Here is a 24,505-nt window from a genome sequence, read left to right as displayed (position 1 = left end):
CATAATAGCAAATTTTTGATACATCTCCTGCGCAACAATCAGCTACTTTCGTATTTTATTTTGTAATGAATGAATTTTAATGATAACCATCTACTAAAAGCCTTGGTAGACACTGCACCATCTGGAATTTGTATTCTCAATTCGGACGGTTTTATCGCCGAATTAGCCAATGAGAAGTTTCTCCAGATAGCAGGTAGAAGGGAAGAGGATTTAATCGGTAAATCTTATTGGGAAACATTTTCAGAAGTGAGGGAGCAATTTGAGGATATTTTATGTCATGTTGTTTCTAATAATAAGGCCTATCATGCCGATCAGGTGCCAATGATTCTTATGCGCAATGGTAAGCAGGAGCTTATTTATGTAACATTTGTTTATGCACCGATGGTAGATCTTGACGGTAAAGTGCATAAGGTAGCGATCTGGGTTCAGGAAAATACGAAAGAGGTAATGGAACGTGAAAAAGATACCGCTTTTAATAATGCAATGAAAATAGATCGTGACCGTCTGCACGATTATTTCCTTCAGGCACCTGTTGGGATTAGTGTCATGACTGGCGATAATCTATTAATAGAATTTGTAAATCCCAATTATCAGGCCATGTTGCCAGGTCGCTCACTTGTTGGCCGCCCGTTTTTCGAATCTCTTCCCGAAATTGTTGATACCGATATTGCACAAGCTTTAACCGATGTCTTTAAAACAGGTCTTCCTGTTTCTTTTCGTGATCGCTTAGTCGCTATTTCAAAAGAAGAAGATGGACCGACAACAGACCGTTATTTCGATTTTAGTTATGTTCCCCGGTTTGATTCTAACGGACAAGTAGATGGGGTTTTTAATTTTGCTTTCGAAGTGACCGCGTTCGTTCACAGCAGAAGAAAAGCACAACAGGAAAGTAATAACATGGCACAGATATTGGATATGCTACCCGCTTCTGTCGTCGTGATCCGGGGATTTGATCTAGTTGTAGAAATGATTAATGACTCCAATCTTGCTTATTGGAAGAAAACAAGAGAGGAAGTCGTCGGTAAACCCTTTCTTGAAATCCTTCCTGATCTTGCCGACCAGCCTTTTGCAAGTCAGCTTCGTCAGGTCATGGAAACAGGGCAGGTGATCGATGTGAAGGAAAGTCCGGTTATTTTCACAAACGCTGATGGATCGATCAGAGAAACCTATGTAGACTATACCTATCAGCCCTTATCGGATCTAGATGGAAATAGAAATGGTGTATTGGTGATGTCTTTCGAAATTACGGACCGCGTTCACGCAAGAAAGCTGTTGGAGCAATACGCAAACGAGCTTACAGCAACAAATGAACTGCTTGCCCAAAGTGAATCCAGATTTAAGTTTCTCATTCAAGAGGCACCCGTGGCAATTGGAGTGCTTCAGGGTAAAACACTGATCGTGGAGACCGCTAATGATAAAATACTTGATGTCTGGGGTAAGACCAGGGAAATTGTGGGTCTTCCATTGGCGTCGGCATTACCTGAACTTGATGGTCAGCCTTTTCTTGAAATATTGGATAATGTATTTGCAACAAGAGAACCATTCTATGCCAATGAAATACCAGCATTGCTTGAACATGGAGGAAAATTAAAACAATTATTTTTCAATGTCGTATACCAGCCTATTTTTGATCAGCATGATAACGTTTCTGATATTGTAATTGTAGCAGTTGATGTAACCGAGCAGGTAAATTCACGAAAAGCATTAGAGATCAGCGAGCAGCATTTTCGCAAGTTATCTGATCTTGTTCCTGTTAAAATATCCAATGCACTTCCAAACGGAGAAGTAACATTTTTCAATCAGGGATGGCTCGATTTTTCAGGGTTGAGCTTCGAAGATCTCCGCGATTTCGGATATTTTCAGATGTTGCACCCCGATGAGCTTGAGAGTTTTCAGCAAGGACTTTTACAAGCGTCCAAAACCGGAGTTCCCTTTATTTCGGAGATGCGGTTTAAGAATAAAGATGGTCAGTACATCTGGCACATTAATGTAGCTTCTCCTGTACTCGATGCGCAGGGAGAGTTGATCATGTGGGTCGGCTCTACCACAGATATTCAGGCAATCAAAGAAGAGGAGCAGCGGAAGAATGATTTCATTGGTATGGTTTCCCATGAATTAAAAACCCCGCTTACATCCTTAAACGGTTATCTCCAGATCTTACAGTTGAAGTTAAAGCAGGATGATGGTTTAACATTCGCCGAACATGCGCTAGAGCGTTCATTAAAACAAGTCCGGCTAATGACCTCCTTGACAAATGGTTTTTTAAACGTATCACGTCTGGAATCTGGAAAGATGCACATAGAAAAATCCACATTTGATCTTCGTGGATTATTTAAGGAAACTTGTGATGAATATCGCATTCTATTTCCGAATAATAAAATCACAGCCAAATTGAGTGACGAAGAAATTCCAGTGTATGCCGACCGGCAGAAAATAGCACAGGTGTTTAACAATCTGATCGGAAATGCAGTCAAGTATTCACCAGCAGCTAGTGGTATTTGGGTAACTGTTGAGCAAATTGGTACAAGGGCAAGGGTTATGGTATCTGACCAGGGCATCGGCATAAAACAGGAAGATTTATCAAGGCTTTTTGAGAGATATTACCGAGTGGGCAATACGACTGTTTCGGGATTCGGTATTGGGTTATATCTCAGCATGGAAATTATTGAGCGGCATGGAGGAAAGATCTGGGCAGAAAGTGAATTAGGAAAAGGTTCTACATTCTTTTTTGAACTGGATATCTATCAAAATTGATAAAAAGGATCATTTTATGCTTTTCCAAACAGCTGGCAGCTATAATTTTTTGCTGAGGACTTAAAACAGAACAACTAGAGGACCTATAGACAATGCAAACGGTTCTATTTCCTGAAATCTATAGCTGTTTACTGAATAACCATTTCTGAAGTTCATCTGTTAGTAAATAAGGGATTACAATGTTGTTATGATCTAGATTTTTAAACGTTGTGAAAACAAGTTTGGCATTACCGTCTAATTTTTTATATAATACTTCGCTTCCGATGTATGAATTACTTGTGTCTTTTTCTCCATGAATTAACCAAATATCTTTATGCTTTAGTTTATGAAGATTAGATAAGTCAGGAACAGCGGCTATAGAAACTATTGCCGCAAATTTTTCAGGGGCTAGGTTGATCAAATTTTGAGCTGTCGATGCGCCCATAGAATAGCCAATTAGATAAATTCGATTTAAGTCAATATTTGGATGTTCCTTCTCTAGTTTTTTAATCAGTGTCAAAATTTGAATAGCATCTTTTGATGGACTAGCTAACAGCATCCCTTCCGAATTTTGTAAATAGGTAGAGGAACGTTGTTCAAATTGAGGTGCTAATACAAAGCAATTAAATTTGTCAAAGATATCATCCCTTACCCAAGTTCGAGCTAAATGTTCCAATTGATTTTCGTTATCATTGCCTTGTCTTGAAGAATTATGAAATGTAATTACAAGCGGATATTTTTTAGTTGTACTAAAGTTCTTCGGAAAAAGGAACCGATAGGGGATTTTAGTTCTTTTTTTTGTAAATACTTTTTTTTGAAATATCTCTACCGGTAATGCGCTGAGTATATTTCTAGTCTCTGAGAACTTGGTGATATCAATAGACATTTCGTTAAATAAATGTGTTTGCGCATGGGAAAAAGTGCAAATCATTATATTGAAAAAAAAGATGATTTGCACTCGGACACTGTTGTTATACATTTCGTTTTCTAGTTAGGTTGACTAAATTACATTTTTTTATTAATCTGACTCCATCAGATATTGTTTAAGAGCAGTTTAATCAACTTCACGATGGTTGGTTACGATCAAAAGACATACTCCTTCAAAAGGATTATGGGAATTGGAGTGCAATGAGCGTGAAGTGTAAACAAGTGAACCTGATCAAATCGTAAAAGGGATAAAACGTATTGTAAATATCTTCTTGTTTTATCATTTCATACATTAATTTAGTCCTTGTTAAGGATTATATCTGAGCCAATAACAATAAATTACCAATAGTTTAGATCATTAAAAATTTAGAAAGATAAAGATGAAAAGAATATATCAAATAATTATTATACTTTTTTTTCTAACCAGCAGTAATTGTTCAAATGGTCAATCCAAGCAGGAATGTCTTGATATGCTCAATGATAATCTACTGTTGCTTGATAACTTCTTGCATGCCGATAAATATGAACCCTCGGATCTCCGAGATTTACGGGCTAATTTTAGTGATCTGCAAGAACAGATGCAAAATGATAGCAAGATAGACGAAAGCTATCTTTTTCCCAAAGGATATCCGCCAATAACAAAATATGTATATCCTAATACATTAATTGAAGTCCGGTTTGATCGATTTAATATATCCAATATCCTTGGAGATGGATATAATTTTACCTTAGATTTCTTAGATAACATCGCAGATGCAATTTTTAAAGTACAAAAAATATACTTTTTAGATGGAACAATCGAAGGGGGCGAAGACATTTCGGTTGATAAAATAATTTCCCCGCACTTTGGAGATCAAACTTTGGTGCTTAAAGGCACAAAACCAATCAAAAGCTTTGACTATAGTATGGAGACCAATTTAAGCAAGGAAATTATTTATGAAATTAGTACAGCAGGACAAACCATACAGACCCCTGCAGGGCAAATCGAAATTGTACACTATGGCAATGGATATGTACGCGTCAAAGTTCCTGAATCAATGCGGCATGTCATAAAAATTGAAGCAGAAAATGCACAGGGCCACAAATTGTCAAAAGTAATGTCTGGAAACGAAGCTGCTTATAAAAGTGAGTACCTCAAATCTTATGTAGCAGGTATTAAAAATGCCATAACACAACTTGAGAACGATGAAATTACATGTGCGGAAGCCTATAATAAGTTTTCATATGAGCGGATTATTGCAGACTTACAGCGCAAGGAGAACTCTTTGTTTCTAACTGAATATTTTGTTTCTGATTTTAAAAAAGCATCTATCGTATTTTGGGATAAAACACAAGTAGACAGAAAGCACTATTTTCGTAATTCCGTTGACCAGTCTGATGGAGTGCCTGAAACTTTTTATGAAAAATGTGCTTGCGCTGTAGCACAGGATAAAAAAACCGAATTATTTGGAATTATTGGTTTAGATGGAAACTGGATCATCGCACCAAGTTTTTTAAAATTAAATGCTAACTGGGGAAATAAGAATATATTTAGAGGACAGCCATCTGATGAAGAGAAGAGTTACGAATATAGCTATGATAAAGAAAAAAAATCCTTGACCAAAATGTAACTCTTTTCACTTGAGATCTCCATGTGTCTTCCTAAGTTAATTTGGCTAAAACCGATTTATCCATTGGTTTATCCATGCACCATTTTCCACTGAGTCTTTAACTGTGAATACTTCTCATTATCTTCGGCCTCTTTCCATTTTTTATAAAAGATAGAAGTGGCCTTTGCCTTTTCAGGGTCTCCGGTTCCGCGTTCCAGTTTACGGTAATCTTTTTCTTTATCATATTTTTTACCGCCTTTGTAATTGAAATATCTTCTTGCCCTTGTAAAACCCATCTGAAGATACTTTCTTGCCATATCGGCACCGACAAAGTCATCGCTATCCAGATAATCAATAAACATTGAAAATATCTTCTCCGAACTTTCAATTGCCATTTCGGTATTTTTAAATCGCCAAAACTTTCCGATCTCCGTTTTATAGGGTTCACAGATCAAAACGCCCTGTTCCCCTTTTCCAACCATATATTTTTTAGGTTGCAACCTATAATCAATATCGGACTTCCATGCGTAATCTTCTGATCGGAAGTTTAAGTAGCTTGGTTTGTCATTGCTCATAATAATTAACAAACAAAACAAAGTGCCTACAGTTTGTTTTATCGATCATTTGATAAAAAATTACCTGAATTTCTCTTTAAATTAATGTCTTTCGTTCGAGCACTATCTTTTCAGGTCAGACTATGATGATCTTGTATATTATTGATTGAACTGAAATGTAAAACAGGTTTCTTCATCAGTAGAATTAACTAAAATCTGACCTTTGTGCGCATTCGCTATTTCGCTAGCAATGTACAAACCTAAACCAAGCCCTTCTTGTCCTGCATGTACTTTTCCTCGTGAAAAGGGTTTAAACAAATGGCTTTCTGTTTCTGAAGAAATTTTGTTTCCTTTATTGGAGACACGCAATTCAAAAAAATCTGACTCGCTTTTTGCTGTAACAATGATTGGTGAATCTTTTGCTCCATGGGAGATAGCATTTCCTAAAAGGTTAGAAAATAATTGTGCTATGCGTTTATAATCTCCTTTAGTTGGGTGATTTATATTTAGATTGGCTGATATTTTTCTATCAGGATATACTGTTCTGAGTTCAATAATGATCTGAAAAAGGGTTTCTTCAAGATCCTTATCGTTATCATAATTCAGTACAATTCCGCCTCCTAAACGTCCAAGTGCAAAATCAAGCATATTGTCAATTAATCCTCTTACACGTATGCTGGAATCCTGGATGATTTTTGCTAATTTTAAGTTTTTTTCATCTAAAGAATTTCGAAAAATAAGCTGGGCTGCACTAGAGATTGCTCCGACCGGATTGCGAAGGTCATGTCCTAGAATGGCAATAAACTGTTCCCTTATTTCTGCATTTGTCTTTTCTTCCACCAACTTCGTTTGAGTTTCACTTAGATTTTGGAGAGTTTCCAAATGAAGGGCAATTAATTCAGCAAACAATTTGAACATATCAATTATTTTCTCATTATTTACCAGTGCAGGATTCGGATCGATAGCACATAAGGTTCCAAAAAAATCTCCGTTTGTTAGAAAAAGTGGGATCGAAATATAACTTTGAAGCCCATACATTCTTGGAGTGTGGTGATCTGAATAGATCGGATCTTCCGATACATGATCGATGGCAACTTCTTTGTGATCATCCATCACCTGCTGGCATAAAGTGGTCTTGACTTTTAATTCTCCACCCACTCCGAGACCGAAATTGATTTTATCATTGACAGCACAAGCGATCCAACGATCTTTTGTAACCCTGGCAACTGCAGCAAAGCCCATTCCGGTTGTGCTGCAAATAACTTCAAGTATTTTACTTACGGCAGGAATCTGGCTAATTTGCTCTATATCAGTTTGAAAATCTTGTGGTTTTGGAATATTGTACATATAAATGAATGATTTTTAACACTTTAGATTGCATGATTAGACAGCATTTCTAATGATTAAAGATATAAAAATAATTATAGTGTTAATATCTCCGGTAATAATTGAAAAACAAAGTCTGTTAAACATAATAGTTCCTGATAAACCACCTGCCTGCAAATCTTAATGATTTTTAGACAAGTGGTGTCATGGGACTACAAATTCTCTTTACAAAGAAATGTTAGCAATTTACAATACTTTAATTTCATTATAAATTTTGTAGGTGAAAGGAGTATTTATGGCTAATTCTTTTCCAAACCTCAAAATGGCGCCACCCAACAATTCAAGTTCATTATTTTCCTTTCTGGAGTTGATATCAAGTTGTAAAGAAGTTGGTGTTTCGAAAGGAAATGTAGCTGCTCTTTCAAATGTTTTCTCAATAATCTCTTTGTCGAGAGCAATCCTTTTACTGTCAGCGATCAGTTTTATTTCTTTCATAATCTCTAAAGCTTCGGTTTTCTGAGTTTCATCCGTACATACCGTTCCAATGGAAGAATTATGTTTAGCTGTTACCAATCCAAAACTGGCAATGAAGATGTATTTCGTCCAAATATCAGTTATTGAATTATCTTTGAAATCAAAATCAATTTTACTTTCTTTCAATACATCAACAATCCACTCTACATCAGCAGAGAAATGTTCCGGATCTCTTCCTACGATCATTTTTCCTACTTTTCCTTTATGTTCAACAATCCCTTTTTCTTTGATATGGGAAGCAACATACAGACAGGTTGGAAGAATAATATTACCGGGAATTATTTTTCTTATTCTTTCATATATATCCGCACCGTTCATCATAGGAAGTAATACCGTTTCGTTACTGATGATCTCTTTGAGCTCCCGACAAATATTTTCCAGGTCGTATTCTTTTACACAAATCAGGACAAGATCCAGATCTTTTAGATTCCGGATGTTCTGTTCAACAGCATCAGGATAGGTATGATCAATAGGATGCTCAGGAGAAAGAAGAACAAGTCCGTTTTCTTGTATTCTCTGGTAAGTTTCTCCTCTTGCTACAAAACTTACTTTATACTTTTTGGAAGTCTCATTTGCCTGGTTTATTTTAAAACCGAAATATCCGCCTACACCACCTTGTCCAAGCACTACAATATGTTTCTTGCTCATAAATTTATTTTTAACAAATATGGGTTTCAAATTTGGAACTATCACTTGATAAGTGAAAAAAAATACATTTTATTCATTTTTCTCCTTATCCTTGTGTGTTCATCCTGCTCAAAATACGCTATAATAAAGAGGCTTAATATGGAAAATAAACCAGTTGGAATAGGAGGAAAAATAATAAGTATTAATTGCGATAAATGTCATATTAAAGATCGAGATCTTTAAGGATTTAAAGGATACAATATCCAAAAGTCCGACAATACGATTGTAGTTTCTTTTTAAAACCGAGCTATCCTAAATCAATGGCTTATAAATTTATAAAAAGGAAGAGTGTATGCACTTATAAATAATATAAAGGCAATGCATATATTTGTGTTTTAGCCTTCTCTGTAAAACTGCCTATAATCATCGATAAATAGACAATTTATGACAGACAAATTTCCAACGATCAATAGCACGCTTTCTCCAAGTCAACTTGGCGAGCTTATATACGCCTGCTCTTTGTGGGGACTGTTGCCACTAAATATGATATACTTACAGCGTATCGGATGGTATTCATGTACTAATTCTGACAGGAGTTTGGTTTATTAAGATTTACATGCTGTTTTTTATACTTTTACTTTTATGGTCAATTTCAAAAATATGAAGTACATTTTAGTTGTACTATTGTTTATTCCACAGCTGATGCTCGGTCAACAAAAGAAGTCTATTCAGCAACTTCAAGAAAGGATAAAACATATTATAGATACTACTGGAGGAAATATCGGAGTAGGGGTACAGGGAATGGATTTTAAAAGTGGTTTCATTATAAACGGGAACCATGAGTATCCAATGATGAGTGTTTTCAAGTTTCCGCTTGCTTTTGCTATTCTAGATAAGGTAGATAAGGGCGAACTGAAACTCAGTGATAAATTTCATATGCCGAAAGCATCTTTGGATACCAACACATGGAGTCCGATGGTAAAAGATTTCCCTAATCAGGATCTTGATGTCACTTTAGCTGATCTGTTAACTTATTCCGTTTCAAAGAGTGATAACAATGCCTGTGATTTTCTATATACAAAAGTCGCTGGTGGCCCAGTTGAGGTAAATCAATATCTCCATTATGCAGGTGTAAAAGATATCTCGATCGTCTATACCGAAGGAGAGATGGAGAAAGATTGGGCCTTACAATATAAAAATTGGTGCAAACCTGCAGGAGCGATTAGATTGCTGCAGCTCTTATATAACCAGCAATTACTCTCAAAAACGAGCAACGATTTTCTCATACAGATAATGAGAGAATTGCCTGATTGGGGCAAAAGAATTACAGTTCTTCTACCACCGACAGCTGAATTAATTCATAAAACGGGTGCGTCAGGAGTTAACAAAGAGGGGATAATGGCTGCATTTAATGACATCGGTATTATCACATTACCCAATGGTCAACATCTCGCAATAGCAGTATTTGTCTCTGATTTTAATGCGCCCCAACAAAGAGGCATAAATGTAATTGCAGCAATTTCGAAGGAGATCTGGGATTACTATGTATCAAATCCATAAGGAGAACCATAATTTTTTTAGTAATGGCTATCTTTAATGAAAAGTATATGCCCTTCATAAACATCAAAAGGGCCTAATTTTCATTAGACCCTTTATCTTGGCGTTTAACTGCACAGTAATTTTTGTGTTTCTTATCGTTTCCTCTTTTTTGTTTCGTCATCCAAAAGATTATGGGTCAATTGGATTTATTACTGTACTACGTCATTTATCATTTTACACTTTTTTGGGAAAGTATGTTTGTTCTTGTTTCTTATAATAAGAACACCTGTTGCCTAAAATAGTTTGAAAAAATTTGAAAGAATTACATCAATCTATTTCCTTCATTCATCGAGTTTTCTTTAATAGTTGGTCAGAGGCATCTAAAGCAGTTTTTTATTGATGATTTTAATATGCGGTCAAATATTATGTGGCACCACAAGCAAGTCTTTCGGTAATATCTTGTTCTACTTGTGGCCGTATAAACGCTTAGCATTACTGTCATCATCAATTTGAAATGCTGCAAAACCTTGCAATTTAAGTTCATTATTGAATTCTGAAAAGCTGGAGACTATTTTCGTTTCCATTGGAAAAAGTTAAGAAAATCAAATTTAATTGTCGTTAATACAATTTCACTATAAATCGATTTGTATTTTTTAAAATCATATTTCCACTCTTTTGAGACATAGCTAAAAGTACGAATTCCAATAAATCAAGTTGTTTCTATATATGAAAACATCATAATCATGAACTTTTTAAATATTAATTTTCCCTTATTTGAGAGTATTCTATTGCATTATTAATTTAAAGCTTTATTTTTGTGGTTGTTACATTATAATGAACAGGATTACAAAGTTGTTTTTTGATGATGGATAATAATTGTGATTTAATCTTAGGATCATTTTATACTAAAAAGTTAGTAGATCAACTTCAGCTTTCGATGTGCATATTTCTAAATAAAGAAAGACGTAAGGCAATTGGTTTATTTTTGGCGGCAGATAAAAATGAAGAAGGGGAATTATTAATTAGTTACGTACAAGATAATATTGGTAAGCCTTTATCACTGATTATAAATAAAGATGTGGTATTAAGCAATATCAATCATAAAAAAGAAAACTTTTATTATTGGCAGGGCACTGTCGGTACAATTCGAAGTTTGTTGCAGCTATTGGATTTCTATTGTATTAATGAGTTAGGCCAAAAACCTGTTATTTCAATTGTTAGTCATCCCTTTGTTATCGAAATCATGCATATGTTAGAGGAAATTGAAAAGAGAAATCTGCAGATTGAAGCAAAGCTAAAGCTTTAAATTCGTTTTGATGCTAAATAACCGACGTTAAAAATTGAAGCTTTGATGGACAAAAATGAGCTAATCCTTTTCCTTTGTTGGCCAAATAAATTTTTAACTGAAGTCTTTTTTAAATAAATTTCAATACGATTTGGTCTTTAGTAAGTAAGTTGTATATTAGATAATTAACTGTTTTCGCCTTTAAGTTTCTTCTATATGAACAGAAATCAATTTGTATTCATTTTTATGGCAATTTGTATGCTGACCATGTTGTCAAGTTGTAAATTTGGTCGTTTCATATGGTATAATTTTGCAGACATTGATGATTACAAAATTTTTCCCACCCGGGAGCTACAAGCTTCTACAAAGCCTTTTACTTTCTATACTGCAAGTAAGGAATCGGTTCCGAGCAATAGAATATATGAAGAAGTAGAGCTTTCGTTTGATAATTTTTTAGATCAGACAAAATCTGTCGCTTTTTTGGTTATCCGCAATGATAGTATTCTTTATGAACGTTATTTTGATGACTATGATACCGCTTCAATTGTGCCTTCGTTTTCTATGGCTAAGTCCGTTACTTCGATGCTCATCGGTTGTGCCATTGACGACGGGCTTATCAGTTCTGTTCAAGATCCGGTAAGTAAATATGTCCCTGAAATGGCAAAAAATGGATTTGATAAGGTGACGATAGAGCATTTGTTACAAATGACTTCAGGTCTTAAATTTAATGAAGGTTACTACAATCCTTTTGGAGAAGTCGCCACATTTTATTATGGCCTTGGTTTGCGCAAGAGTACCGAGAATCTAAAGCTGGAAGCAGAGCCCGGAACCCGCTTTGCCTATGCGAGTGGTAATACCCAGATTTTAGGGTTGGTGCTGGACCATGCATTAGCAGGAAAATCAATTACTGATTATCTGCAAGAAAAGATATGGCAACCAGTAGGGATGGAGTATGCTGCCTCCTGGAGTATCGATCAAAAGAAAGACGGTATAGAGAAAACCTTTTGTTGCCTGAATGCGCGAGCACGTGATTTTGCAAAATTGGGACGGTTGTACCTTCATCAGGGGAATTGGGAAGGAAAGCAGTTGGTTCCCGCAGATTGGGTGAAGGAATCTATACGAGTTGACAGTACCGGTGGAAGCTCTAAAAACTATCAGTACCAATGGTGGTTGCCTACACAGAATGGCGATTTTATGGCGCGGGGTATCCTTGGACAATATATTTATGTTAATCCACAAAAAAACTTGGTTATCGTTAGACTGGGACACAAAGTAGGCACCAATTGGAGTGAAGAGTTTGTACGCCTATCGGATGAATATTAAGGTGGGGTACTTTCTTTCTAAAATTCACCTATCTCAACAGTTTTAAAACAAGGAGGCTTGGGGTAGGGTTGTGGTATTCCTTGAGCATTCATCAAAATTATATAGTAGCGTTATGCTATCCAATATTGAAATTACCCAAAGTACTAAGGAAGTGCTCATTTTTTTACTGCTTAACAACCCTGTTGAATTCCTCCAATAGTATTTCATTTTCTGTTAAGACCATATTTTCTATATGAAATTTCTGATTGCGAAATTGCCAGTTACGTGTTCCGTCAATAACTTTTGTTAAGTCCATTTTCTCGACCCTTACAAGTTCTTTATGAATATCGATCTTTAGGAAAGTCTTAGATGCAGGTTCAAACGTTTTAATTTTCTTTTCTTTCCCATCTTCTTCTGTAGTCATGCTGTTAATTTCCAAAAGCAAAAGATGATCATAAATATGGTAATGGCAGAAATACGTTCTTTTAACATCTGTTTCCTGTATTACAGTAGCTTGGCCAAATGTTGTAAACTGAATTAAATCATGCGATGAATTCGGACCTTTGAACCAGTATTGGTCTGTTGTTAACCCAACGGTTCTTCCCATTTCGATTACGTTCAAGCGATCATTTCCAAATGATACCGCTACTCTGGTATCGTTAAAGTCTTTCAACGTTAATTTGCTCGGAGTTTCTTCTTTAGAGACAGTTAGTCCGCTGCTATACTTCTTGTTTACACGCAGCCTAATTTCTTTTATATAGGGATCGTAGGTGTACGTTCCTTCACTGGTATTTACAGACCATATACCACCAGAATATCCATTGTTGTAGACAAAACTTCCATCATCAGCAAAATAAAAGTTTTTAAAGAGTGGGCCTTTAGACCATGACCAAAATTCATTAAATAAAAAGCTGTTTTTCATTTCAAATGTATTTTTCATTTGTCCATACGCTACCATATTTAGTAGGAACATTAATTTTAGTAAACAAATTTTTATCATCTTTAAGCATTTAGTGAGCATGTCTACTCGTGAATCCCTTTACCAAAATTAGGATTATTTGACCCATTTCTATCATGCTACTATCCAATGGTATAAGTGCAAATATAGTATATATCACCAAATCATCTAAAATTTGTAACCCTTAATGCAGCGAGTAGCATCACTTTACTTTTGTTGAATACTTAAGGCCTGAAAGCAATTCTTTAATCAGCTTAGCGTTTCCCTATTCATTTTATGAGAGTCCTAATAGATTTGTGTACAGATCTACTAAAAAATCAAGGAGCTCGAAGATTAAATTTTTTTTCAATTTCATTAAAATTTAACGTTTTTTTCTCAAAGTGTATTATTCGTTTTTTGTAAAAAACCTAAATAAAGATTTATCTGAATACATAAATCTTTGCAATGCCTATTTAAAGCACCTTATTAATTCATATTTCTAATAGATTTCTAATTATTTGCCTCTATATTCCAAACTAAATTTGTCTTAACAAAAGAATCAAATTAAAGACAGATTATCATGAATAAAAAGCCGCTATTAGCGTCGTTGTTGTTGACCGTAGGTCTAACTGGTATACACACAAGTAATGCGCAGACAAATGATTTTGGAAATCCAAAACTCATACACTATCTAAATAAGGAGCATACCCGTTATGTTAGCTTCAGTGGCTATGCAGAACTTTGGGCACGTTATACACAATTAAATTCAGGCAGTCTTGTTAATAATGAGCCGGTAGGTAGTGTGTCCGATTTGTCCCTTCGTCGCATTCGTGCCAAGATGACGTATAAACCAACTGAAAATTTATATTTCGTATTACAGATGGGGCCTACAAATGTTAATGTGAACAGTAAAAATAACACCTATATGGATTTACTTGATGCGTATGCAGAATATAGCTTTAGTCCAAAGCTTGCAATAGGTGCCGGACGTTCGACCTGGAGAGGACTATCCCGTTTTACAACAGGCCCGCAAGCAACTTTGCTCTATGATCTACCCCTATATGCTACATCAAACACCGGCATTACAGATATGACTGTTCGTGAGATGAGTGCTTATATTAAAGGTCAATTGGGACGATTTGATTATCGCTTAGTCCTTGCTGATCCCTATACCGCTACGACTGCAGATCCAGCATTGAATGTTGCTAAATTCAGTAAAAATGAAGCCCGCAAAGATGTATCCGGCTATTTTAGATATGCATTTTTTGACAAGGAAAATAATGAAACACCTTTTAATGCAGGAACATATGTAGGAAAGAAAAAGGTGTTAAGCGTAGGTGGAGGTTTTGAATATATGCACAATGCATTATGGCATTTAGATGCTGATAAAGCAATACAAAATGATGATATGAAAAGTGTTGCTCTTGATGTCTTCTATGATGCTCCTGTTAATAAGGAAAAAGGAACTTCTATCAGTGCATATGCTATGGCTATGCACAATGACTATGGCCCTAATTATATCCGGTTCTCTGGAACAAATAATCCAGCTACGGGAATAGTTGCAGCGAATGCAAGTTTAAATGGATCCGGAAATGCATTACCTACTGCGGGAACGGGTAATACATTTTATGCCCAAATAGGAGGTACATTACCTTATTTCAGTCGCAATAATCACAACCTGCAACTACAGCCAGCAGTCTCCGTACAATTTGCAAACTACAATGCTTTAAAAGATAATAGTGCAATATACGATGCCGGGATATCGCTATTATTTCACGGAAATAGTAGTCGCTTGACTTTTGATGCACAAAATAGACCAATTTATAATTCGAATGCGGCAAACGAAAGTTTGATAACAGATCATAAATGGGCATTTATTCTTAAATATCGAATTGATTTTAATTAAATATATAACATGAAAAGGAAAAATTTCATACAAACATTAGGAACAGTTGGCGTTTTAGGCGTTACAAGTTCTACCTTATTAGCTGCTGATCATAAAAAAAAGAAACCTGTGTTTTTTCATTATTTACTTTTTTGGTTAAAACCTGAGCTTTCAGTAACGCAAGTTGAAGAATTTAAAGAATTTTTTGAAGGACTTAAAAAATTGCCATATGTCAAAAATGTGCGTTACGGCAAACCAGCTGCTTCAAGTCCACGTACGGTTTTAGATAATAGCTTTACCTATAATGCAGCTATGGAATTTGATAGTCTCGAGGAGCTGGAAGCGTACGGCAAATTACCACAACATCTTGCTTTGGTGGCTAAGTACAAGCCCTATTTTGACCGTATGATGGTTCATGACACTGTATTTGAAAATTTGTAAAAAATAATAGATCTTAAAATTAATAAAAATGAAAATTATCTCGAAAACAGTACTATTTTTCTGTTTAGCATTTATTGCTCCATCTTTACATGCTAAGGAAAATCATGGAAACATCAGATCGGTAAAAGTTGAAGAAGGTGAAGGTAAAATGCCTGCTATTCGATTAATCAATAATGCAGATGGAACTTGTACTTTTGAAAAAGGCTATATTCCAACCTTGAAACACGCGAGTACAACCACTTTTTGGTCGAGCAATAAGACCGAAGATTGGGAGAGAAATGCACATCCAGCTCCAAGACGTCAATACGTCGTAACATTAAAAGGCAATATTCGCTTTAAGGTGAGTGACGGCTCTACATTTTTGATCAAGCCAGGTGTTATCTTACTTGCTGAAGATTTAAAAGGTAAAGGCCATAGTTGGGAAATGGTACACTCGAAAAGCTGGGAACGTTTATATATACCAATACAAGATGGAGCTGACGATCTGTTTGTCTCAGATCACTAATCAAATGAATCATTAACTTTTGCTTTCCTTGCTGTTAGGTACATCAAGGAAAGCAATTGTATGTCACTATTTATCTGAGATTTCAAGATTTATTTTTATTTAAAAAGTATCTACATTTGTTAATATGAGGGTATTAGTTGTAGAAGACAATGAACGTGTGTGTGCGGTATTGCAAAAAGGATTAAAGAGTCAAAACTATCAGGTAAGTATTGCGCTTGATGCTGAATCAGCTTTAAAACAGATAAAGTTGTTAGATTACGATCTTCTTATTATTGATATCATGCTTCCTCGTATGAGTGGTATAGAATTGAGCAAACGTATGAAATGCACTTATCCTAAAATCCCGATTATCATGTTGACAGCCCTAGGTCAAATCGATGAAAAAATTGCAGGATTTGATGCAGGTGCAGATGATTATATGGTAAAACCTTTTGATCTTCGCGAATTATATGCCCGTATTGCAGCTGTTTTAAAAAGAAATAAAGAGTTTGGCAGTTGGGAAAATAATGAATCTTTAAACTATGATTCTTTAACACTGAATTTGAGAAGTAAAAATGTGAGTCGCGATCACATCGATATTAAATTGACTCCAAAAGAATTTGACTTACTTGTATTTTTTATGCGGCATCAAGAAACGTTATTGAGCCGTGATGAGATTGCTAGAAATGTATGGGGAAAGAATTTTGATACCGGAACCAATTACATTGATGTTTATATCAATTATCTCAGGAAAAAAATTGATAAAGACTTTATTACTAAACTCATTCATAACAAATCGGGGCATGGTTTTATCTTATCAAATAAAGAATGAAAATAGCTTCTCGTACTTCCTTAGTATTAACGTTATTCTCTGCGGCGATACTATTTCTTTTCGCCTACAGTATCTATTTCTTTTCTGAAAAAAATAGAGAGGAAGAATTTATAGACCGCTTGCGGTATAAAATTACCTGGCGTGCTGAATTTATTTTTGATGCCAAAGTCAGTGAAACGCAACTGCGTCAGATTCATGAACAAAATAAAAAAAAGATAAATGAAGCGCAGATAACAGTTTTTGACAATCAATTTAAAGAGCTCTTTGTTGATGTTGGCGAACAACATTATGATCGTGCCTTATTAGAAAAGATTCGGAATAAAAATTTTATGACCTGGAATCAGGGCGATGAGCTCTTTATGGGCATGCATTATCCTTTTCAAGGTAAACAATACTATCTGATTGGACATGCATACGACCAGACAGGTTATGCCCATATGCAACGTTTGAAGCAGCTCCTCATCAGTATTTATTTTGTTGCCATTATTTTTATATTTATAACCTCTTTTTTCTTTGCCCAGTACATTTTAAAACCCATCAAACATATCATTAATGAAATACGGGATGTCTCCGAACATAATCTTAGTAAAAGGGTATATTATCGAAAAGCAAAGGATGAGCTCTCTGAATTAATTGATACCTTTAATGGAACATTCAATCGATTAGAAAAGTCATTTAACAACCAAAGGCATTTTGTTTCCATTATATCCCATGAGTTTCGTACTCCCTTATCAGCTATGATTGCAGAACTCGAACTCGCAAAAGAGCTAAATACAACCTTAGCAGATTACCAGCATTCTATTGATACCGCTTTATTAGATGCTAAGGAAGCAACAATATTATCCAGTTCCTTATTGGACTTTGCCCGTGCCAATTATGATAGTTCACAAGTTAGCTTTAGTTCTTTGAGACTGGATGAAATTCTTGTAGAATCAAAATTTATGGTCCAGGATAAAGATAAAGATTACCGTGTTAGCATATCTTTTAATTATGACCTGTTGCATAATGCAGAGGATCAAGAAGAAATTTTGGTCATGGGAAATGCCTATTTACTTAAAGTAGCTTTTGCTAATTTAATCGAAAATGCCTGTAAATACAGTTCAGATAAACACTGTCTAGTAGATATTATATACCATGAAGGGATAGCTATTGTACAGGTTTGTGATAAGGGAAGAGGCATTTCGTCAGAAGAATTACCACATATTTTCGAACTTTTTTACCAATCTGCATCTTCGCCAGGGCAGCATGGACATGGTATTGGACTTTCTATTGTTCAGCGGATTATTGATATGCATAAAGGTCAATTACAGGTGCAATCCGAACTTGGTCAGGGCTCTACATTTACGGTACAATTTAATAGAATTTCTTAATTTGTGGGAAGGATAAACGTTATCGACAATTTTATTCAAACCTTACCAAGGTAAACCATATTCAATTCGGTCTCGGGAGATGATATTAACACATTTGTTTTAATTTGTAAAATTATGTCAAGATCAGTACGGAAAACGAAAATATTTGGAATTACAAACGCAAAGACAGAGAAACAAGATAAGAGAAGATGGAATAGAACTTTTAGAAAAGTTTGTAGAAAATTAATTCGCCTTGAAAAAGAAGCTCCTGTTAAAATTCACAGTATCACTAATGTCTGGGATGGTGCAAAAGATGGAAAACGATATTTTAAAAATGCCCCAATAAAAGATATGCGAAAATAATCCGTCATACCGTAATCACGCAATTTTTTTATACAATATGTAGCACTAACTGTTGCACCCCCGTTTATTATGATAACACTAGCGCAATGTGTATTTTTTAAATATAAGATTTAAGTTAACATATTATGAAAAAATACTTAAGATTACTAAGTTTAATAACTGTTGTTACTGCAGGAATTTTTGTGACCAGTTGCAGCAAAGATAAGGACGATCATCAACCTGTACCAGCAGCTTTATTTACGATGGTAAATGGATATAGTGGAGCAAAGGCTGTACTGTATTATGCAGACCGAAATATCCTTCAAAATCCTAATTTTCCGCTGTTATATAAATCGCAGAGTAAAGTAGCCCTATATCCGGGATCACGCAAAATAACCATTACTGCTGGAGAAGGTAATTTGATCGATAGTACGATTGTGGTTAAAGACAGTACCATTTATAGTTCTTTTCTTTACGGAAGTAAATTAAAGCCAGTACAGGCAATTACGACAGATCGTGTCAACAAAGAGATTAAAAAAACAGAATCTGGATTACGCTTTTTTAATTTCTCTGAAGGTAGTGATCAAGTAACGCTTCACATCGGAGATCAAGCAGCGCCTGCAGCATGGACCGACCGTGCTAAAGAAACACAGCAATCTGTGACTGCAAATGAAGGTTTTATCGCACAAAAAAGTGGCACTTTCACAGTAGTTGCTAAAAATAAAGCAGGTAAGACGCTCGCAACACGTGAGCAAATTAAATTAGCTGAAAATCACTATTATTCTTTTATTCTGGTCGGTGATCCAGCTCAGGACAGTCAATCCGTATATTTAGGATTAGTAGAGCAACATGCAAATTAGTCAAATTTAATCTCATCTATTTTAAAAGCAAACAAAGCCCTTATTTAACCATAAGGGCTTTATTTTTAAAGTATAAGATTATAAGAGCTTCATATACGCCTCGTTTAAATCATATGCCGGATAAAAGCATCTGGACTATCCGCTTTATTCAAACTGGATGATAAAGAAAGTCTTTTTTTAAAATAAATTTACATCGGAAGGAATGAAGCAATTGACTTGGCAATCAAAATATATACGTTGCTGTCTAAGATAGAACCTTCAAATTATTCAACCTTTATAGGACAAATGATTTGCTGGTCATTTATAATATTTAGGTCAAGTAGCTGCATCCAAATATTGCAGCGATTTCTCATGTAATAAAAAAGAAGATATGATAGCAGTAATATTTGAGGTAGTTCCCAAAGAGGGAAAAAAAGAAGAGTACCTGAACATAGCAAAGGCATTAAGACCAGAGTTGGACAATATTCCGGGATTTATCTCCATAGAGCGGTTTCAAAGTCTTGTTGACCCCAAAAAAATTCTTTCGCTTTCGTTTTGGGAAAATGAAGAGAGTGTGAAAGAATGGCGTAACCTTACGAATCATAGAAACGCACAGCAAGCAGGCAGAAGTTCGGTGTTCGACGACTACAGGTTACGTGTAGCAGCAGTAATTAGGGATTATGGTATGACTCCACGAGACGAAGCTCCTGCAGATAATATTTTTTAACGTAACCATAAAAAAAACTGAAAATGCTAACATACCAAATTGAAGACACAGTCGGAGCAGAGGAATTTAAAGAAGTATTAATAAATTCCACACTAGGAGAGAGACGACCAGTCGATGAGCCTGAGAGAATAGCAGGAATGCTTAAGTATGCAAATCTTATTGCCACCGCAAGAGATTCTGGAAAATTGATAGGTGTAGCAAGGTCTTTGACTGATTTTGTTTACTGCACCTATCTCTCAGACTTAGCAGTCGATGAGAACTATCAAAAGATGGGAATCGGAAAAGAATTAATACGTCTTACAAAAGAACATAGCCCAAAAGCAAAACTTATTTTACTAGCAGCACCAAAGGCTGTGGGTTATTATCCTAAAATTGGTATGACCCAATGGGAACAATGCTACGTATTGGATAATGTTGAGGATTTAAAATAAGTTGTCAAAGGATAATGGAAAAGCCTGTAATAATTAGGGAAATGCAAAAGGCGGACATCCCCGAAGTATTAAGATTAATGGAGGCAATAGTTGTTTTTGAGGGGGACACCGATTTTAGTCTTACGGAAAATGACCTGTTGAAACGTGGTTTTGGCGATAGACCCGAGTTTGGTGCTATCGTTGCACAAGGAGAGAAGAACCAGCTCATAGGCATAGCAGTTCACTATAACATTCCTTTTATGCATAACCACAAACCCTCATTGATGCTCAAATGGCTGTACGTTGATACCAATCACAGAGGAAAAAGTGTAGGTCGAAAATTGCTTAGTGGTCTTGCACAATATGCCATGAAACATGGATATAAAAAATTCAACTGGTTTGTACTCGGAAGTAATGTTGATGCCCAAAAATTCTATCTAAGCATTGGAGCAAACCCTGACAATAAATGGATTCGCTGGACAATTACACCGGACAATATGGTGCAACTGTTCAAAGAATAAATAACAGCTTTTTTATTTTCTGAAATCCATACTTGGATAGCCATATTCTGAAGGATGATTTTACTAAATCCGCTCATGTACATGCCGTAGAACTAGGGTTGAAAGAAGCTGTCTTTACAGATAACAGCAAATGCCATGGTATACAACAGTTATTAGAAATAAATTTCGGCTATCGGATCTTCAACAACCACTTTCGAGAAGAAAAGCAGGATAAGCGTATGTACGAAACTAAGATTATAAGGCTACCTAAGTAAACAACTACTTCACAAGGAAAGATCTGATCCATATATCCTCTTTACCCTTGAACATGGTCGCGTATGGACTTTCATCAGCGACTGCCAGATACAAGAGAACGTTAAGGCTCTAACTTATCAGTAGAAAAAACAAATGTACACTTTAGTTTGTTTAATAATAAATATATTATCAATTAAAGTAACAATGAGCCGAAATATATCACTCCATACTGATCTGCAGATCGTAAAGAAAGCATTCCCTAAGTTGCGAGAAGAGCCTAAGCCACTCGAATATGACTACCTTACTTTGAAAACGATCAGGTCATCACTTTTACCGAATATCCCATTATTTATAAAGACAATGAAGGAGCGGAGTTATGATTAAGTGAAATGGAGTGGTGAGTAGTAAACATATCCGGTCTCTTTGAACTTCGAAAAGTGCACGGATGGAACAAGAAAGGTTTCTATTTCATGGGAGACAAAAGAAAAGAAATCTTTTATAACCCAGGACGTTATCAATGATCAAATCTTGCTCCTTTAGAACAATATGACCTGATAAAGCAAAACTTGTTTTAATTATATCAATAAGATTTTATGAAGTTTGTACCCTTGAGCCAACTCATACTTTTAGATTTAAAGCGGAGCGGTTTTAACATTTTGACATCTAAAAATACAGTTGAAGACGAAAACCCAACATGGTATCCGTTAACTGTGGCTGATGTTAATGACTACTTGTTAAGCCTGGAATGTGAAGGGAGCATTTTTCCAATGCAAGAGTCTGCTCTATTAGTTATTGAAGACGCCCTTAATCATATAGATGAAGTGCAGCTGCAGGGCGAAGTATTTATTGAAATAAACCATTTACAAGAATTGCAGGATAAAATTAATTTTTATGGCAAGCGATACACATGTATTTCCGACCGGGAATATTACGATTTTGCATTCGATCCAAAGCGGGTTCTCGTGCGTAATTATGCCTTGCGTACTGGCAATCATCTCCTATATTTAGCTTATATCAGCTTAAATTATAACAATCATCTTTTAGATGAAATCCAAGATCTTGAGGATCTTACCGTTTCGTTGATCTGCTTAGATCAAGACCAGGCTAGAGATTGGTTTCAGACATATGAGATTACTATGGTGCAATCAGATATCTCGATATATGACAAGGATGCTATTTTAACCGTTTTTTTACTTAAAAAGGATCTACAAATAACGATTCCTTTAGAAGATAAAGATGAGCTGATTTATAATCTGATGCATATAGAAGACCTGTTGCAAATTCGTGATCTATTTTGGATAGATCCGCGGATAGATTAATACTTCATTATTTTGTTTCGGAATTATTGTATATAATGTGTTTCGGTCAAATATCAATCTTCAGATGTTTTACTTGCAATTTTATAAAAAAGTTGCTTCTTTTCTCATTGTTTCGGTAGTTTTTAAGTATAAATTTAATAATTGTACTTTATAAAACATTTATTGATATATTTAGCACTTGTAAAATAAGTTGTATATGAGATTAAATGCTGTTCTATTGATTTTTTGTTCAAGTGTAATTTATGGATGTGGGGGTAACAATAACACCAAAACACCTTCAATAACTAATAAGCATGAGGAAAATAGAATTAATTTTGTGAATATTAAAGCAAAATATGCTCTAACCGATGAATTGATTATTCAGATTGAAGCACTAGAAGGAGTTCCGATTGATTCTGTTCAATATTCCATTAATGATAAACCTTTATCAACCGGGTTAGTACATGATATTGTTCAGTATAGCTTAAAAAACGAAAAGTTTGGAAAACAGGTTTTAAAAGCTAAAGTGTACAGAAAAAGCGAAATAGAAGATGTAGCTGTCAACTTCGATATTTTACCTTCAGAAGTACCGAGTAAGCTTAGCTATCAAGTTATAAATATTTATCCACACGATATTAAAGCATTTACCCAGGGCCTTGAGTTTTATAAAGATAATTTAGTTGAGAGTACTGGCAACGGGACTACTGTAAGTGATAAACATGGTATCTCAAGTGTTCGAATCGTAAATCCCAAAACAGGACAAGTACTTAAAATAGCGGAACTGGATGAAACTATTTTTGGTGAAGGTGCTACCGTGCTGAATAATAAACTATATCAATTGACCTATAAAAATAATGAAGCTTATGTATATGATGTTAATACCTTAAAAAGAATAGGGCGGTTCCCATATTTTCAAAATATGGAAGGATGGGGCCTTACTAATGATGGGACAAACCTCTATATGACAGATGGGTCAGAAAAGATATATACCATTGATCCGAATAATTTTAATAGAAGCAACGAAATCACCGTAGCATCAGATGAAGGCCTAGTTACAGGTACAAATGAAATGGAATGGGTAAAAGGTAAGATATATGCAAATTTCTTTATGACCAATATGATTGGCATTATTGAGCCAAAAACCGGCACTATTGAAGCGGTGCTGGATCTTTCAGAACTACGTCAAAAAGTAACCCAGCACATTGATCTTGATGTACTGAATGGTATTGCATATAATAAAAAGTCGGATACGTTCTTTATAACAGGAAAAAACTGGGATAAAATATTTGAAATTAAGATTGTGAATGAGATTTTATAAACTGATTGCGTTTCTAAAGTAAATTTAAGCGAAGAGTATTCTCTTAAAAGAGCATCGTTTTTCTTTTTATTCGTTAATCATAAGTCTACCCAATGACTATTTTCGTTTTTCTGTTTTGATATGTTTTTTTCTAAATATTCCATAGATCAATTTTGATGGCTACTCATATTCTACCATAGTTATTCTCTTATTCGTTTTAGCCGCTTCATTTCCCCACTCAGCAATAGAATGAAGTAAGGGAATAAGAGTTTTGCCAAAATCAGTCAGTTCGTATTCCACTTTTAGAGGTGGTTTGTTGGTATAAACGGTTCTGGTAATCAGTCCGTCTGCTTCCATTTCTTTTAGTTGCAGACTCAACGTTCTTTCGGTTATAACATAACACGCTTTTCTCAGTTCGCTGTATCGTTTTTTTTTGATTAAATGAATGAGTATTGTGGCTTTCCATTTTCCACCTATATACTTCATGGTGAGG

General features: G+C 35.2%; 26 protein-coding genes. 20 read left to right on the top strand and 6 right to left on the bottom strand.

Going from position 1 to position 24,505, the window contains the following annotated elements; translation table 11 throughout:
* Positions 1-69 precede the first annotated feature (69 nt).
* The gene (locus EDF66_RS02035) at positions 70-2,754 is read left to right on the top strand and encodes a PAS domain-containing protein (RefSeq protein WP_132840206.1); all 2,685 of its coding nucleotides are present in this window, start codon (positions 70-72) and stop codon (positions 2,752-2,754) included.
* Between the two features lie 118 nt (positions 2,755-2,872).
* On the opposite strand, the gene EDF66_RS02030 is transcribed toward EDF66_RS02035, so the two are convergent.
* Positions 2,873-3,712, bottom strand: a complete 840-nt coding sequence (locus EDF66_RS02030; protein WP_207898389.1) for a phospholipase — start codon at positions 3,710-3,712, stop codon at positions 2,873-2,875.
* 328 nt (positions 3,713-4,040) lie between these two features.
* Between EDF66_RS02030 and EDF66_RS02025 the strand changes: the two genes are divergently transcribed.
* Positions 4,041-5,270 (top strand): hypothetical protein, encoded by a 1,230-nt coding sequence (locus EDF66_RS02025; protein WP_132840204.1) that lies wholly within the window; start codon positions 4,041-4,043, stop codon positions 5,268-5,270.
* A gap of 68 nt (positions 5,271-5,338) precedes the next feature.
* Here EDF66_RS02025 and EDF66_RS02020 read toward each other — a convergent pair whose 3' ends face one another.
* From EDF66_RS02020 to EDF66_RS02010, 3 genes are all read right to left on the bottom strand, one after another.
* Positions 5,339-5,824, bottom strand: a complete 486-nt coding sequence (locus tag EDF66_RS02020; protein ID WP_132840202.1) for a DUF4385 domain-containing protein — start codon at positions 5,822-5,824, stop codon at positions 5,339-5,341.
* Positions 5,825-5,962: 138 nt separating this feature from the next.
* Positions 5,963-7,150 carry a GAF domain-containing sensor histidine kinase gene (locus EDF66_RS02015; protein WP_132840201.1) on the bottom strand — a complete coding sequence of 396 codons (1,188 nt, stop codon included), beginning with the start codon at positions 7,148-7,150 and terminating at the stop codon, positions 5,963-5,965.
* Between the two features lie 225 nt (positions 7,151-7,375).
* Entirely contained in the window at positions 7,376-8,311 is a 936-nt protein-coding gene (locus EDF66_RS02010; protein WP_132840199.1) for a ketopantoate reductase family protein, read from the bottom strand.
* A 423-nt stretch (positions 8,312-8,734) separates the two neighbouring features.
* On the opposite strand from EDF66_RS02010, the gene EDF66_RS25980 reads away from it, so the two are divergent.
* The 4 genes from EDF66_RS25980 (at position 8,735) to EDF66_RS01995 (ending at position 12,437) form a co-directional block, all read left to right on the top strand.
* Positions 8,735-8,899: a hypothetical protein gene (locus EDF66_RS25980; RefSeq protein ID WP_165902334.1), complete on the top strand. Its 165-nt coding sequence runs from the start codon at positions 8,735-8,737 to the stop codon at positions 8,897-8,899.
* A 51-nt stretch (positions 8,900-8,950) separates the two neighbouring features.
* Entirely contained in the window at positions 8,951-9,850 is a 900-nt protein-coding gene (bla, locus tag EDF66_RS02005; RefSeq protein WP_165902333.1) for a class A beta-lactamase, read from the top strand.
* Positions 9,851-10,691: 841 nt separating this feature from the next.
* The gene (locus tag EDF66_RS02000) at positions 10,692-11,135 is read left to right on the top strand and encodes a hypothetical protein (protein ID WP_132767828.1); all 444 of its coding nucleotides are present in this window, start codon (positions 10,692-10,694) and stop codon (positions 11,133-11,135) included.
* A gap of 195 nt (positions 11,136-11,330) precedes the next feature.
* Positions 11,331-12,437 carry a serine hydrolase domain-containing protein gene (locus EDF66_RS01995; protein WP_132840195.1) on the top strand — a complete coding sequence of 369 codons (1,107 nt, stop codon included), beginning with the start codon at positions 11,331-11,333 and terminating at the stop codon, positions 12,435-12,437.
* Positions 12,438-12,600: 163 nt separating this feature from the next.
* Here the strand turns inward: EDF66_RS01995 and EDF66_RS01990 are convergent, their stop codons facing one another.
* Positions 12,601-13,338 (bottom strand): hypothetical protein, encoded by a 738-nt coding sequence (locus EDF66_RS01990; RefSeq protein WP_132840193.1) that lies wholly within the window; start codon positions 13,336-13,338, stop codon positions 12,601-12,603.
* A 595-nt stretch (positions 13,339-13,933) separates the two neighbouring features.
* On the opposite strand from EDF66_RS01990, the gene EDF66_RS01985 reads away from it, so the two are divergent.
* The 14 genes from EDF66_RS01985 to EDF66_RS01920 all read left to right on the top strand — a co-directional run bounded on the left by EDF66_RS01985 (position 13,934) and on the right by EDF66_RS01920 (position 24,033).
* Positions 13,934-15,259 carry a hypothetical protein gene (locus EDF66_RS01985; protein WP_132840191.1) on the top strand — a complete coding sequence of 442 codons (1,326 nt, stop codon included), beginning with the start codon at positions 13,934-13,936 and terminating at the stop codon, positions 15,257-15,259.
* Between the two features lie 9 nt (positions 15,260-15,268).
* Positions 15,269-15,679, top strand: a complete 411-nt coding sequence (locus EDF66_RS01980) for a Dabb family protein (protein ID WP_132767836.1) — start codon at positions 15,269-15,271, stop codon at positions 15,677-15,679.
* A gap of 28 nt (positions 15,680-15,707) precedes the next feature.
* Entirely contained in the window at positions 15,708-16,184 is a 477-nt protein-coding gene (locus EDF66_RS01975) for a hypothetical protein (RefSeq protein ID WP_243655972.1), read from the top strand.
* A gap of 124 nt (positions 16,185-16,308) precedes the next feature.
* Entirely contained in the window at positions 16,309-16,995 is a 687-nt protein-coding gene (locus EDF66_RS01970; protein ID WP_132840189.1) for a response regulator transcription factor, read from the top strand.
* Positions 16,992-18,365: a sensor histidine kinase gene (locus tag EDF66_RS01965; protein WP_132840188.1), complete on the top strand. Its 1,374-nt coding sequence runs from the start codon at positions 16,992-16,994 to the stop codon at positions 18,363-18,365. The genes EDF66_RS01970 and EDF66_RS01965 overlap by 4 nt, the downstream gene beginning before the upstream one ends.
* A gap of 114 nt (positions 18,366-18,479) precedes the next feature.
* On the top strand, positions 18,480-18,707 hold the full coding sequence (locus EDF66_RS01960) for a hypothetical protein (RefSeq protein ID WP_021189215.1): 228 nt from the start codon (positions 18,480-18,482) through the stop codon (positions 18,705-18,707).
* 125 nt (positions 18,708-18,832) lie between these two features.
* Positions 18,833-19,546, top strand: coding sequence for a DUF4397 domain-containing protein (locus EDF66_RS01955; protein ID WP_132840186.1), 714 nt, complete (start codon positions 18,833-18,835; stop codon positions 19,544-19,546).
* Between the two features lie 370 nt (positions 19,547-19,916).
* A complete protein-coding gene (locus tag EDF66_RS01950; RefSeq protein WP_132840184.1) occupies positions 19,917-20,252 on the top strand; it encodes an antibiotic biosynthesis monooxygenase family protein in 336 nt (111 codons plus the stop codon).
* Positions 20,253-20,275: 23 nt separating this feature from the next.
* Positions 20,276-20,683 (top strand): GNAT family N-acetyltransferase, encoded by a 408-nt coding sequence (locus tag EDF66_RS01945; RefSeq protein ID WP_132767847.1) that lies wholly within the window; start codon positions 20,276-20,278, stop codon positions 20,681-20,683.
* 41 nt (positions 20,684-20,724) lie between these two features.
* Positions 20,725-21,183: a GNAT family N-acetyltransferase gene (locus EDF66_RS01940; protein WP_165902332.1), complete on the top strand. Its 459-nt coding sequence runs from the start codon at positions 20,725-20,727 to the stop codon at positions 21,181-21,183.
* A 32-nt stretch (positions 21,184-21,215) separates the two neighbouring features.
* Positions 21,216-21,437, top strand: a complete 222-nt coding sequence (locus EDF66_RS01935; protein WP_132840180.1) for a hypothetical protein — start codon at positions 21,216-21,218, stop codon at positions 21,435-21,437.
* Between the two features lie 184 nt (positions 21,438-21,621).
* On the top strand, positions 21,622-21,801 hold the full coding sequence (locus EDF66_RS01930; protein WP_132840179.1) for a hypothetical protein: 180 nt from the start codon (positions 21,622-21,624) through the stop codon (positions 21,799-21,801).
* A 209-nt stretch (positions 21,802-22,010) separates the two neighbouring features.
* Entirely contained in the window at positions 22,011-22,736 is a 726-nt protein-coding gene (locus EDF66_RS01925; RefSeq protein ID WP_132840177.1) for a hypothetical protein, read from the top strand.
* Between the two features lie 196 nt (positions 22,737-22,932).
* The gene (locus EDF66_RS01920; protein WP_132840176.1) at positions 22,933-24,033 is read left to right on the top strand and encodes a glutaminyl-peptide cyclotransferase; all 1,101 of its coding nucleotides are present in this window, start codon (positions 22,933-22,935) and stop codon (positions 24,031-24,033) included.
* Between the two features lie 159 nt (positions 24,034-24,192).
* Here the strand turns inward: EDF66_RS01920 and EDF66_RS01915 are convergent, their stop codons facing one another.
* Positions 24,193-24,498, bottom strand: coding sequence for a winged helix-turn-helix transcriptional regulator (locus EDF66_RS01915; RefSeq protein ID WP_207898423.1), 306 nt, complete (start codon positions 24,496-24,498; stop codon positions 24,193-24,195).
* Positions 24,499-24,505: the final 7 nt, after the last annotated feature.

The organism is Sphingobacterium sp. JUb20 (genome assembly GCF_004342035.1).
GTDB lineage: Bacteria > Bacteroidota > Bacteroidia > Sphingobacteriales > Sphingobacteriaceae > Sphingobacterium > Sphingobacterium anhuiense.
The sequence above is the reverse complement of the archived record's forward strand: the minus strand, read 5'-3'. Positions and strand labels throughout refer to the sequence as shown.